Annotated in this window: 12 protein-coding genes and 2 tRNA genes; 12 read left to right on the top strand and 2 right to left on the bottom strand. The window is 28.6% G+C overall.

Going from position 1 to position 12,978, the window contains the following annotated elements; all coding sequences use genetic code 11:
- Position 1 precedes the first annotated feature (1 nt).
- Positions 2–75, top strand: a tRNA-Gly gene (locus tag ABUA17_RS17575).
- A 43-nt stretch (positions 76–118) separates the two neighbouring features.
- Here the strand turns inward: ABUA17_RS17575 and ABUA17_RS17570 are convergent.
- Positions 119–988: an AraC family transcriptional regulator gene (locus tag ABUA17_RS17570; RefSeq protein WP_042402700.1), complete on the bottom strand. Its 870-nt coding sequence runs from the start codon at positions 986–988 to the stop codon at positions 119–121.
- Positions 989–1,188: 200 nt separating this feature from the next.
- Between ABUA17_RS17570 and ABUA17_RS17565 the strand changes: the two genes are divergently transcribed.
- From ABUA17_RS17565 to ABUA17_RS17515, 11 genes are all read left to right on the top strand, one after another.
- Positions 1,189–2,082, top strand: coding sequence for a carbohydrate ABC transporter permease (locus ABUA17_RS17565; RefSeq protein ID WP_042402697.1), 894 nt, complete (start codon positions 1,189–1,191; stop codon positions 2,080–2,082).
- A gap of 93 nt (positions 2,083–2,175) precedes the next feature.
- The gene (locus ABUA17_RS17560) at positions 2,176–3,033 is read left to right on the top strand and encodes a carbohydrate ABC transporter permease (RefSeq protein ID WP_042402703.1); all 858 of its coding nucleotides are present in this window, start codon (positions 2,176–2,178) and stop codon (positions 3,031–3,033) included.
- Positions 3,034–3,045: 12 nt separating this feature from the next.
- Complete coding sequence (gene gnpA, locus ABUA17_RS17555) at positions 3,046–5,205, top strand: 1,3-beta-galactosyl-N-acetylhexosamine phosphorylase (protein WP_082423944.1); 2,160 nt, start codon at positions 3,046–3,048, stop codon at positions 5,203–5,205.
- Between the two features lie 108 nt (positions 5,206–5,313).
- Positions 5,314–5,472, top strand: coding sequence for a DUF6903 family protein (locus tag ABUA17_RS17550; protein WP_156327501.1), 159 nt, complete (start codon positions 5,314–5,316; stop codon positions 5,470–5,472).
- Positions 5,473–5,490: 18 nt separating this feature from the next.
- Entirely contained in the window at positions 5,491–6,426 is a 936-nt protein-coding gene (locus tag ABUA17_RS17545; RefSeq protein ID WP_042402693.1) for a nucleotidyltransferase family protein, read from the top strand.
- Positions 6,408–7,538, top strand: a complete 1,131-nt coding sequence (locus tag ABUA17_RS17540) for a phosphotransferase enzyme family protein (RefSeq protein WP_055277953.1) — start codon at positions 6,408–6,410, stop codon at positions 7,536–7,538. The genes ABUA17_RS17545 and ABUA17_RS17540 overlap by 19 nt, the downstream gene beginning before the upstream one ends.
- 4 nt (positions 7,539–7,542) lie before the next feature.
- Entirely contained in the window at positions 7,543–8,955 is a 1,413-nt protein-coding gene (locus tag ABUA17_RS17535; RefSeq protein ID WP_042402690.1) for a phosphoglucomutase/phosphomannomutase family protein, read from the top strand.
- Positions 8,956–9,070: 115 nt separating this feature from the next.
- A complete protein-coding gene (locus ABUA17_RS17530) occupies positions 9,071–10,444 on the top strand; it encodes a carbohydrate ABC transporter substrate-binding protein (RefSeq protein WP_349818192.1) in 1,374 nt (457 codons plus the stop codon).
- Positions 10,445–10,581: 137 nt separating this feature from the next.
- Positions 10,582–11,370 (top strand): glycerophosphodiester phosphodiesterase, encoded by a 789-nt coding sequence (locus ABUA17_RS17525; protein WP_055292337.1) that lies wholly within the window; start codon positions 10,582–10,584, stop codon positions 11,368–11,370.
- Between the two features lie 76 nt (positions 11,371–11,446).
- Complete coding sequence (locus tag ABUA17_RS17520) at positions 11,447–11,812, top strand: single-stranded DNA-binding protein (RefSeq protein WP_042403076.1); 366 nt, start codon at positions 11,447–11,449, stop codon at positions 11,810–11,812.
- A 262-nt stretch (positions 11,813–12,074) separates the two neighbouring features.
- Positions 12,075–12,338, top strand: coding sequence for an ATP cone domain-containing protein (locus ABUA17_RS17515; RefSeq protein WP_070098873.1), 264 nt, complete (start codon positions 12,075–12,077; stop codon positions 12,336–12,338).
- Positions 12,339–12,387: 49 nt separating this feature from the next.
- On the opposite strand, the gene ABUA17_RS17510 is transcribed toward ABUA17_RS17515, so the two are convergent.
- Positions 12,388–12,464 (bottom strand) — tRNA-Arg (locus ABUA17_RS17510).
- Positions 12,465–12,978 lie beyond the last annotated feature (514 nt).

Here is a 12,978-nt window from a genome sequence, read left to right as displayed (position 1 = left end):
TGCGGGTATCGTATATCGGTAATACTCCAGCCTTCCAAGCTGGAAAGGTGGGTTCGATTCCCACTACCCGCTCCATTAGAAAAGACAATCGTTAAGATTGTCTTTTTTTTATTTAAAATCATTTTAAAGATGAATATAAATTTTTATAATTTCTAGGAGAATCACCAGTTGTTTTTTTAAACATTTGACTGAAATAAGATGAATTAGAAAAACCAACTATAGTAGATATATCTCTAATTGAATGATTTGTAGTTGTTAAAAGATTTTTAGCTTCTTCAATTCTTTTATTGATTAAATAATTAATAGGTGAGGTTCCCATTTGCTTTGTGAATAAATGAACTAAATGAAATTTATTCACATAACTCAAATTTGATAAAGTATCTAAAGTAATATTTTCAGAATAGTGAGAGTCAATATAATTTTTAATTTTAACACATTCAATATTTAATTTTTCGGGATTAGTGGTAATAAGTAAATTAGACTTAGCTTTTCTAGATATATATATAATAAATAGAGTTAAGATACTTTTGCATGCCAATTCATAGTTAGAATCCTTATTTTCAACTTCGCGCACTAAATTATTTAAATAATTTAATATTTCAACTTTATCATTATTAAAATTCATTATTTTATAGTAAATAGGAGTTTCTACTTCAATACCTAAACAAGAAATATTATCATTGGCTAAAGCCAAGTTATTTATTCCAAACACAATATATTCTAATTGATCAAAAGAATTATTAGTAGATTTTTCTGTATGAGAACAGTTAGGATTAATAATAATTAAGTCACCCTCCTTTATAGAAACGATCACATCATCTATATCCATAAATCCATGCCCATGAGTTATGAAGAAAATTTCAGTAAATGGATGTGAATGAGATGTACTATGCCAATCATCACCATATTTAGATTTGCTTATATAAAGCAATTCAAAATCAATATCATATATGTTCTTTTCATTAACTGTATATCTTGTATTACTCATAAATCACCTCAAAATAATGCTTAATAGTTAAATTATAGCATTATTTATATTAAATAGAAAAGAATAAAATATATTTAGGATATATTGCGGAAATAGCAATATAACTAAAAAAATAAGCAATAAATTTGTTGTGTAAAAGTTTACAAATAAGTAAAATAAAATCAAGGGATGTAAGAAAAAGACAAGGGGAGTGGTTTTATTTGAAAAAGAATAGTAAATCTAAAAAACTATTTATAGCTTTATCAGTTATTCCATCATTTATTTTATTTTTTGTATTTATGATTATTCCAACTTTAAATGTATTTTGGATGTCATTATTTAAATGGGGTGGACTAACAAATAATAAGAAATTCGTAGGATTAAATAATTTTATTATATTGTTTAAAGATGAAAAGTTTATAAAATCATTTCAAAATACACTATTTTTAATAGTATTTGTAACTATTGTTACTTTAATATTAGCAATAGCATTAGCAGCAGTATTAATACGAAAGGATATTAAATTCAATAATTTATTTAGAATAATTTTTTACTTACCAAATATTTTATCCGTAGTTGTGATATCAGCAATATTTTCAGCAATTTTGGATCCAAATCAAGGAATATTAAACGCGACTTTAGATTTATTAAAGTTAGAAAATTGGAAACGAATGTGGCTTGGAAATCCAAGTACAGTAGTATGGTGTATTGCAGTAGCAATGATTTGGCAAGCTGTTGGTTATTATATGGTTATGTACATGTCAGCAATGAGTAGTATTCCGGAAAGTTTATACGAAGCGGCAGATTTAGAAGGAGCTTCAAAGTTTAAACAATTTTTTAGTATAACATTGCCTCTTGTATGGGGAACAATAAGAACTACATTAACATTCTTTATAATAAGTTGTATCAATTTAAGTTTCTTATTTGTAAAAGTAATGACTGGTGGAGGACCTGATGGAGCATCAGAATCTTTCTTAGGATATATGTATAAACAAGCTTATGGTAATTCATCATATGGGTATGGGATGGCAATAGGAGTTGTAATATTCTTATTTTCATTTGGATTATCATTAATAATTAGCAAAATAACAGAAAGAGATGTAATTGAGTATTAGGGGGTGGTAATTGTGGAAAATATACCAGAAAGTAATTTAAATATAAATCCTGTAATTACAAAAAAGAATAAGAAAAAATCAACTAATAAATTAATGAAGGCTTTTATATATTTATGCTTAATACTATTTGCATTAAGTATATTAATACCATTAGGATGGTCGATACTTGCAGCATTTAAACATAAATCTGAATTTTATGGAAATCCATGGGCTCTACCAGAAGGACTTTATTTAGAAAACTTTAAAACTGCATTTATTAAATCGCATATGGGAGAATATTTTTTTAACTCTTTATTTGTAACTGCTTTGGCATTAGTAATTCTTTTAGTAATTTCAATTCCAGCAGCATATGTGTTATCAAGATTTAACTTTAAAAGTAAAAAGCTTTTAAATACTATATTTGCAGCAGGATTATTTATAAATGTTAACTATATTGTAGTGCCAATATTCTTATTAATATTAGATGCAGATAAAGCAATAAAACAAATATTTGCACTTCCATTATCAATGACTGTATTTTTAGATAACAAAATTGTACTAGCTCTGGTTTATGCTTCAACAGCACTACCATTTACTATTTATTTACTATCTAATTATTTAAAAACTTTACCAAGAGCTTATGAAGAAGCAGCGATGATAGATGGTTGTAGTTATTTGCAAACTTTAATTAAAGTAATAATACCAATGGCTAAGCCAAGTATTATAACTGTAATATTATTTCAATTTTTAGCTTTTTGGAATGAATATATTATAGCATTAACATTACTTCCTAATTCATCAAAAACCTTACCAGTTGGTTTATTGAATTTAATGCAAGTACAAAAAACAGCAACAGATTATGGTGCAATGTATGCTGGATTAGCTATAGTAATGATTCCAACAATAATACTTTATATTTTAGTGCAAAAACAATTAACTGAAGGAATGACAGTAGGCGGTATAAAAGAATAGGGGGAAATGATGATGAGTAAAGGAAGAGTTACGATACCAACAGATGATAATTTTATAAAAGAAACTATGGAAATAGCTGAAAAGTGGGGGGCTGATGGGATTAGAGATTGTGATGGATTTAAGCTACCAAAAGAAATAAAAGGATTGGCTGAAAGAATATATTCAACTTATTTCGTTGCTCGTGGAGATAATAAATGGGCAGAGGCTAATAAAGAAGAATTACAACAAACATATTTAATGACAAAGCATCATGTTGCAACTGAAGATAAGCTAGTAATAAAAATAATGGATGGATATTTTGAACAGCAGGTTCAACCAGATATTTATCATGATATAAAAGTTTGGTGGGAAGTAATTGATAGAACGAGCAATGAGGTTATAGATGCTTCCTTGTGGAAATATAATGAGAAAACTCAAGAAGTTATTATAGAAAATACAATTAAATGGCATGAATATACAGTAACATTTTTGGCTTATTGTATATGGGATCCAACCCAAATGTATAATCACATTACAAATAACTGGGGAAATAAACCACATGAAATGCCTTTTGATGCAAGAAAGCCAAAAACTAATAAATATATTTTTGAAGCTATGCATAAGTGGCTTGATGAACATAAAGAATCAAACATAGTTAGATTTACTACTTTCTTTTATCATTTTACTTTAGTGTTTAATGATTTAGCTAAAGAAAAGTTTGTAGATTGGTTTGGATATAGCTCAAGTGTAAGTCCAGAGTGTTTAGAAGAATTTAAAAAGGAAAAAGGTTATGCATTAAGGCCAGAGCATATTGTTGATCAAGGATATTATAATTCTTCATTTAGAGTTCCTTCTAGAGAATATTTAGATTATATTGATTTTCAACAAAAATTTGTTGCAGAAAATGTGAAAAAACTTGTAGATATTGTGCATGAGGATGGAAGGGAAGCTATGATGTTTTTAGGTGATAATTGGATCGGTACAGAGCCTTATGGAAAATATTTTTCTTCTATAGGAATAGATGGAATAGTTGGCTCTGTTGGTGGTGGAGCAACACTTAGAATGATTTCAGATATTCCAGGTGTCAAATATACAGAGGGTAGATTCTTACCATATTTCTTTCCAGATACATTTTATGAAGGGAATGATCCTACAATAGAAGCGAGAGAAAATTGGGTAACTGCAAGAAGAGCCTTAATGAGAAAACCTGTAGATAGAATTGGATATGGGGGATACTTATCATTAGCATATAAGTTTCCGAAGTTTGTTGATTATATTGAAAACGTTTGTGGTGAATTTAGAGAAATATATGATAATATTGGAGGAAATAAGCCTTACTGCGGATTAAAGGTAGGAGTACTTAATTGTTGGGGAAAACTAAGAAGTTGGCAAACTCATATGGTTGCACATGCATTATGGTATAAGCAAATATATACTTACTTAGGAATAATAGAATCACTAAGTGGTATGAATTTTGATGTTGAATTTATAAGCTTTGATGATATCAAGGAAAACGGAATCTCAAGTGACATAGATGTGATAATTAATGCTGGAGATGCAGGAACTGCATTTAGCGGAGGCGATAAGTGGCTTGATAAAGAAATAATAAGTACTTTAAGAGAATGGATTTATAATGGTGGAGGTTTTGTTGGAGTAGGGGAACCTTCAGCAGTATTAGAAGGAGGACATTTCTTTCAATTAGCAGAAGCATTAGGCGTAGATAAAGAATTAGGATTCTCATTAAGTACAGATAAATATTTCAATACGCAACTTGATAAACATTTCATTACAGAAGATGTTATTGAAGAAATTGATTTTGGTGAAGGGCAAAAAAATATTTATTCAAAGAGTAAAGAAACAGAAATAATTTGTTATAGAAATGGAGATTTATTGATGTCTTCAAATGACTACGGAAAAGGAAGAGCAGTATATATTGCAGGACTTCCATATTCACTTCAAAATACCCGTATACTTATGAGAAGTTGTTTTTATGCATCACATAAGGAAAAGGAAATGAAAAAATGGTATGCAGATAATTTGAATTGTGAAGTATCAGCATATTTAGAAAGTAATAAATATGCTGTAATTAATAACTCCCATGAAAAGCAAAGTACAATTATATATGATGGAAGTGGCAATAAAATAAAATTTGAATTACAGCCAGGGGAAATTAAATGGAGCAAAATTAGTTAGTGTTTAGAAGTTAGTGGTTAATTAATGAATTGTGTTATAAAGGCTAAATTGAAAAGATAGCTCATAACTTCTAACTAAAAATTCATAACTACCTATAGGAGTGATTTTATGATTAAAAAAGTAATCTATAGTTTAGTATTTATAGTATCGGTATTCTTAGTTATAAAAGGAAATGCGATTCATGGATATAAGGGATTGTTTATTATGTTGGTAGGATTAACATGTTTGCTTGCAGAGTTATATTTATACAATAGAAAATATCAATAAAGGAGGGAGAGAATATATATGAAACCAATATTATTAATAATGGCAGCTGGATTAGGAAGTAGATATGGTGGATTAAAGCAGATAGACAAAATTGGACCAAATGGTGAGGTATTATTAGAGTTAGCTGTGCATGATGCTATAAAAGCAGGATTTGAAAAAATAGTATTTATTTTGAGAAAAGAAATTGAAGCTGAATTTAAGAATCTTATAGGAAATAAATTAGAGAAATATGCAGAAGTAAAATATGCAATTCAAGAAATAGAAAATCTCCCAAAGGGATATAAAGTTCCGAATGAAAGAACAAAACCGTGGGGAACTGGACAAGCTATATTGTGTGCAAGAGATATTGTGGATGCACCATTTGTAGTGATAAATGCAGATGATTTTTATGGGCAAGAGGCATTTAGAAAGATATATGAGTTTTTAATCAATAATAAAGATGAAAATACGTATGGAATGATAGGGTATAAGTTGAGTAATACACTTTCAGAAAATGGGCATGTTGCAAGAGGGGTTTGTAAGGTTAAAAGCGGATACTTAGAAGAAGTAGTTGAAAGGACAAAAATAATAAAAAAGGGGGAGGCAGCTTTTTATACAGAGGATGATGAAAATTGGGCAGAACTTGATTACAATTCAACTGTATCAATGAATATGTGGGCATTTAATACTAACATATTTGAAGAATTAGAAGTTGGATTCAAAAAATTCTTAGATACAGAGGTTAAATTAAATCCAAAGAAGAGTGAGTATTTTATACCTTCAGTTGTAAGTAATTTATTAAGTGAGAATAGAATATCTGTTAAGGTTATGGAATCAGGGGATAAATGGTATGGGGTAACTTATAAAGAAGATAAATACATTGTAAGACGTGCTATTGAAAATCTGATTAAGGAAGGGGTTTATCATAAGAATTTATGGGAGGAAATTAGGGCGAAATGTGTGACAAATGTTTAGATAAAACAGTAGAAGCGCTAAAAAAATTTAACTTCAAGGGAGATATTATAAGGGTAACACCATTTGGAAGTGGAATAATTAATGATACTTTCTTAGTTGTTTGTAATGATAAGGGTAGTAAAAATAAATATATTCTTCAGAGAATAAATAATTCAGTTTTTAAAAATGTTAATAAGTTAATGGAAAACTATTGTAATGTATGTGATTATCTAAAAGATATAATTTGCAAAAGAGGTGGGGATATAGATAGGCAGACTATTACTGTAGTTCTAACTAATGATGGCAAGAGTTTTTATTGTGATTCCAAGGGGAATTACTGGAGAGTTATTAAATTTATTAAGAACACAGTAACTTATGATGTTAGTGAATCAACAGGAGATTTCTACAAAGTAGGAAAAACATTTGGAGAGTTTCAAAATATGCTAATAGATTATAATGCAGAAAGTTTATATGAAACAATACCTAATTTTCATAATACAAAAGAAAGATATAAATCATTTATAAATGCTATTGAAAGAAATAAGGCAAATAGATTAGATAATGTAATAAATGAAGTTAACTTTATTATTGAAAGAAAGAGTGATACATCAATTTTAGTGGATTTACTTCAGAAAGGTAAATTACCATTAAGGGTAACACATAATGACACTAAAATTAGTAATATTCTTATGGATGCAAAAACCAAGGAAGGGATTTGTGTTATAGATTTAGATACTATAATGCCAGGACTTTCTTTATATGATTTTGGAGATGCTATTAGAAGTGGAGCAACACATGTTTCGGAGGATGAAAAGGATTTAAACAAAGTATTTATTGATTTAGAATTTTTTGAAGCATTTACAAAAGGTTTTTTAGAGGGGACAGCAAATAGTTTAACTGAAAAAGAAATTGAATTATTACCGATGGCAGTAAAAATAATTACATTAGAACAGGGAATTAGGTTTTTAACAGATTATTTAAATGGAGATGTTTATTATAAAACAAACTATAATGATCAAAATCTTGATAGGACTAGAACACAACTTAAACTTGTTAAGGATATAGAAGAAAAGTTAAATGAAATGAAAAATATAGTAAATAAATGTTTAAGTAATAATATAGTAGAGGTGTGATAGTATGATTAAATTTGGTACTGGTGGATTTAGAGCAATAATTGGAGAGGATTTTACAAAAGATAATGTTCAGCAATTAGCTAGAGCTGTGGCTAGAAAAATGAAAGATGAAAAGGTTGAAAATAAAACTATAGTTGTAGGATATGATAGAAGATTTTTATCAAAAGAAGCTACAATGTGGATATCAGAAGTTTTAGCATATGAGGGAATTAAAGTTTTGTTTATTCACAGAGGGGTGCCTACGCCATTAATTATGTTTGAAGTTAAAAGGTTAGGTTTAGACTATGGAATGGCAATAACTGCAAGTCATAATCCTGCACTTTATAATGGGGTAAAACTATTTACTAAGGGAGGAAAGGATGCAGATGAAATAGTAACAAATGATGTTGAAAATTATATTTCTAAATATGAAAATGAAGAGTTAAAATCAATAGATTTTGAAGAGGCTATAGAAAAAGAATTAATAATTTATGATAATCCATTTAATGAATATATAGACTGTATTTTATCTCAAATAAATGTAGAAGCAATTAGAAATGCACATTTAAGGGTTGTTTTAGATCCAATGTATGGTGTAAGTCAAACATCACTTAGAACTATACTTGCAACTGCAAGGTGTGAATTAGATGTTATTAATGAAAGACATGATACTTTATTTGGTGGAAAACTACCTACCCCAAATGCAGCTAATTTAAAATCTCTTCAAAATTATGTTATAGATAGAAAATATGATATTGGGATAGCTACTGATGGAGATGCAGATAGGCTTGGTGTAATAGATAATAACGGAAGGTTCCTACATCCAAATGATATTTTAGTTTTATTATATTATTATTTATTAAAATATAAGGGGTGGAATGGACCTGTTGTTAGAAACATTGCTACGACAGAACTTTTAGATAGAGTTGCACAAAGCTTTGGAGAAGAATGTTATGAGGTGCCAGTTGGTTTTAAGCATATTTCTTCAAAAATGATAGAAACTAATGCAATAATAGGTGGAGAATCTAGTGGGGGATTAACAGTCAAAGGTCATATTCAAGGAAAGGATGGTGTTTATGCAGCTTCATTATTAGTTGAAATGATAGCGGTAACAGGAAAATCTTTATCGGAAATATATGAAGATATATGTAATGAATATGGAAGATTATATATGACTGAAAGGGATTATAAAATGACCCAAAAGAAAAAGCAAGATCTTATTGATATATTAATGGCTAAGAGAGAGCCAATTGAATTTAATTATGATGTTGAAAGAGTTTCGTATGAAGATGGATATAAGGTTTATTTTAAAAATGGTGGTTGGATAATAGTTCGTTTTTCAGGAACAGAACCTGTATTAAGGGTATTTGCTGAAATGGATACTTTAGAAAAGGCAGAGGAAATAAGAAAAATAGTTGAAGAAAGGTTTAATTTGTAAAATAAAGTTAAATTGCTAAAAACGCAAAATAACTAAAAAATATAACAATAAGCTTATTGATTAAACGTTTACAATTATGTAATATATAGTTATAAAAGGTGAGGGGGAGAATTTTATGAAGTTTAAGAAATTGTCAATGATATTAAGTGCACTTATGGTGGCAACATTATTTGCAGGTTGTGGGAGCTCAACATCGAGTAAAGAAGGTGAGACTGATGAAGAGGCTGCAACTTCAGCTACTGAAGAAACAGTTTTAAAAATAGCTGCATTAGATGGTGGGCGTGGAGTTGAACATTGGAATAAGCTTGCTAAAAAGTTTGAAGAAAGTCATGAAGGGGTTACAGTTGAATTAATAGCTGCTTCTAATTTAGAAGAAATAATTAGACCTCAAATTCAAGGTGGAAATGTACCTGATTTAATATATTTAGCAACTGGAAGACCAGAGGCTTTAACAGAAACTTTTATAAATGAACAAGCTCTGCATGACTTAACTAATGTTATGAATATGACTGTACCAGGTGAAGATGTTACTGTAAAAGATAAAATATTACCAGGATTTTTAGAAACTTCATCTACAGCTCCATATGGTGATGGAAAAGTTTATTTAGCACCTTTATTTTATAGTCCAACTGGATTGTTTTATAACAAAGGATTATTTGAAGAAAAAGGATACGAAGTACCAAAGACGTGGGACGAGTTCTTTGCTTTAGGAGATAAGGCTAAGTCAGAAGGCATTTATTTATTTGCATATCCAACAGCAGGATATTTTGATTCTGTAATGCCAGCAATGTTAGCTGCTTCTGGAGGAATAGAGGCATTTAATAAAGCAATGAATTATGAAGAGGGATTCTGGACTTCAGATGATGCAACTAGAGTATTAGAAATTATAGCAAAATTAAAAGATTATACAGAACCTTCAGTAGTGGCAAATGCAAATGATGATAACTTTAAAAAGAATCAACAATTAATTTTAGATAATAAAGCTTTATTTATTCCAAATGGTGATTGGTTACCAAGTGAAATGGAAGATGCCCCTAGAGCAGATGGATTTGAATGGGGATTTAGTGCATATCCAGCATTTGAAGATGGTGGAGATATGTATTCTTATAACTATTTTGAACAAATGTATATACCGGCTGATGCAGCTAATACATCATTAGCAGAAGAATTCATGGCTTATATGTATAGTGATGAAGCTGTTGGAATAATTGCTGAATTAGGTAAGTCAGTAGTTCCTGTAGAAGGGGCAATTGATATTGCTAGTAAATATTTAGATGATTTACAAATTGAGATGTTAAGTGTTTATGATAATGGAGCAAAACCGGTTATGGGTGGATTTGCAGCAACAGAGCCAGTTGAAGGATTAGTTTGGAATGATTCTTATATATTAATCATTGATTCTATAATGAATGGAACTAAAACTGTAGAAGATTGGCAAACTGCATTAACAAGTGCATCTGATAAATTAAGAGAAGCTATAATTAAATAGTATTATTTAGGCGTTACGGAAGTAACGCCTATTTTTATGACATTATTTGTGTATTTTTAGGACGATAAAGATTAATAATATATTTAATAGTTAGGGGAGGAAAATATGAAAAAGGTATAAAAGAAGGAAGAGGTAAAATGAAAATAATTAATAAGGGTTTTAGGGTATTAATATTAACTTTAATATTAATATTACCTAGTAGTAGTATTAAGGCATTCAATCATGAAAATATTGATGTAAAATTAATAGGACATAGGGGTGCAAGTGCATATGAACCAGAAAATACAATTCCCTCTTTTGTGAAAGCAGCAGATCTTGGAATGTGGGGAGCTGAATGTGATTTGTATTCACTTAGGGATGGAAGTCTTATTATATTCCATGATAATGATGTTGATAGAATGACAAACGGTGTTGGTAAAATTCAGAGTATGAGTTTAGTTGAGGTTAAGGCACTAAATATTGATAGTGGAAATAATATTAAAAAGTATAAAAATTTAAAGATACCTACTTTAGATGAATATTTAATTTGCTGTAAAAAAAATAAGTTAGTTCCAGTAATTGAGTTTAAGGATATAAATGTTAATAATGTAAAAGAAGTTGTGGATAAGATTAAGGGGCATGGACTAGAAGATGAATCTATAATAATTTCAACATCATATGAATGGATAAAATATATTAGACAGTATAGTTATAAGATTCAATTTCAATATTTAAGTGATATAAGTTTAGAAAATATTAATTTATTAAAAGAGTATGGTAATTATGGAATAGATGTTAGAAAAGATAGAGTAACTGCTGAAAATGTACGTCTAGCCCATGAAAATGGAGCAGTAGTTAATGTATGGGATGTAAAGACTGAAGAAGAGGCTAATATGCTTATAGGTATAGGTGTAGATATGATTACTAGTGATTATAAATTAAAATAAAAAAATATAATTTATATGTATAATAACAAGAAAGCTTGTCAAGAATTAAAATAAATAATTCTTGGAGGTTAGAAATATGAATAAAGTTTCTTTAGTTGGTAATGTGGTAAATGATTTAGAGTTAAAAGAGTATAAGAATGATGAAGGTGAAGGAAAGTATGTTAGATTTACTTTAGCAATTAATGAGTACAGTGTTAGAAAGAATGAAAGAATTGCAACGTTTGTTGAAGTAGTAGCATTTGGTAAGAAGGCTGTAATATTGGCTCATAATGTTGGTAAGGGAAGTAAGCTAGCCGTTGAAGGGAAATTAAGAACTAGTAGTTATTTAAATAGTGAAGGTGAAAAGAAATACAAGGTAGACATAATATTAAGTGAATTTACTTTTATTGATAGTAAGAAAAAAGCTGTTAATGAAGTAATTCAGGAAGAAGTTCCATTTTAATATATAATAATGACATAATAAAACTTCAAATTTACTTTAGATTATTTTATAGAAAATAATTGTTGGTAAATTTGAAGTTTTTATTTTTGTTTATTAGGTTTATTTATATAGTTAATATTATTTTATAGTAAATTCATAAATTGGTAACTATTGAACAGCGAATTTAAGTGGAGTAAAATATAAAGTAATATAAGGTCTTAAAAAAATTATTACTTTATAAGTATAAGAGTATATTATGAAAGAAAAAAGGGGTAGGGTACATATGAGAGTTGTAAAAAGAAATGGGAAGTTTGAAGATTTCCAAATACAGAAGTTAGAAAGAAGTATAAAAAATTCAGCAAGTGATATAAACATTGTTTTTAATAATTCAGATATAAAATTATTATGTAATGAAATAATGAAAGAATTGTCAGTTGCATGTAAGGATAATGATCTTACGAGTAGCTATGAGATTGTGGGAGTTACTTTAAGTGTTTTAAAGAATAATAATTTTGGAAAAGTTATAAATAGTTATTTAGGTATATAATAATATGAAAAAGGTATCGCATCATTAATAATGCGATACCTTTTTTAGATGGTGCACCTAAAGGGATTTGAACCCCTGACGCCTGGATTCGAAGTCCAGCACTCTATCCAACTGAGCTATAGGTGCATAGAATATATTACTTATTATAATATTAAAAAATATAAAATTCTATAAAATTAGTTTTTTTATATAATATTTAGCAAATTTATTGATAAGCATATTATGTATATATAAGTTATAAATAGATAAAAATAACTATTGAAATGTAGAAAACAGAAAAAATACTATAGATTATACCATACTCTATACCTGGTGTATCAATAATAGAAAAAAAGAGAAAAATAACGAAAAAACATAGTAAATGATGAATAAATTTTAATAATTATACTTATAATATATTTGAGGCGGAAAAGCTGTGATAGAATAGTCCTTGTCCTTGAGGGAAACATTTAAGAACTGAAACAAGTTAAAAAAACTTGAAAAAATAAGTTCAAAAAAATGTTGACACGAAAGTGACAAAGTGATAAGATAAGGAAGTCGCTTGAGTGCGACACAATAAATGATCTTTGAAAATTGAACAGAATATAGTTAAAGTAAACCAGCAATTCTTTTGAGAGTCTTAAAACAAAGACTCAAAGTA

This window comes from Clostridium sp. RTP31139st1_H3_RTP31139_211217 (assembly GCF_040227035.1).
In the GTDB taxonomy this organism is placed as follows: Bacteria; Bacillota; Clostridia; order Clostridiales; family Clostridiaceae; genus Clostridium; species Clostridium saudiense.
Note: the sequence above shows the minus strand (reverse complement) of the source record. Positions and strands in the feature narration are given on the sequence as shown.

Excerpts from the sequence above, each read along its gene's own strand:
- ABUA17_RS17570 (WP_042402700.1), bottom strand. The coding sequence starts at position 988 with ATGAGTAATACAAGATATACAGTTAATGAAAAGAACATATATGATATT.
- ABUA17_RS17535 (WP_042402690.1), top strand. The coding sequence starts at position 7,543 with ATGATTAAATTTGGTACTGGTGGATTTAGAGCAATAATTGGAGAGGAT.
- ABUA17_RS17525 (WP_055292337.1), top strand. The coding sequence starts at position 10,582 with ATGAAAATAATTAATAAGGGTTTTAGGGTATTAATATTAACTTTAATA.
- gnpA (WP_082423944.1), top strand. The coding sequence starts at position 3,046 with ATGAGTAAAGGAAGAGTTACGATACCAACAGATGATAATTTTATAAAA.
- ABUA17_RS17550 (WP_156327501.1), top strand. The coding sequence starts at position 5,314 with ATGATTAAAAAAGTAATCTATAGTTTAGTATTTATAGTATCGGTATTC.
- ABUA17_RS17515 (WP_070098873.1), top strand. The coding sequence starts at position 12,075 with ATGAGAGTTGTAAAAAGAAATGGGAAGTTTGAAGATTTCCAAATACAG.
- ABUA17_RS17560 (WP_042402703.1), top strand. The coding sequence starts at position 2,176 with ATGAAGGCTTTTATATATTTATGCTTAATACTATTTGCATTAAGTATA.
- ABUA17_RS17540 (WP_055277953.1), top strand. The coding sequence starts at position 6,408 with ATGTGTGACAAATGTTTAGATAAAACAGTAGAAGCGCTAAAAAAATTT.
- ABUA17_RS17520 (WP_042403076.1), top strand. The coding sequence starts at position 11,447 with ATGAATAAAGTTTCTTTAGTTGGTAATGTGGTAAATGATTTAGAGTTA.
- ABUA17_RS17530 (WP_349818192.1), top strand. The coding sequence starts at position 9,071 with ATGAAGTTTAAGAAATTGTCAATGATATTAAGTGCACTTATGGTGGCA.
- ABUA17_RS17545 (WP_042402693.1), top strand. The coding sequence starts at position 5,491 with ATGAAACCAATATTATTAATAATGGCAGCTGGATTAGGAAGTAGATAT.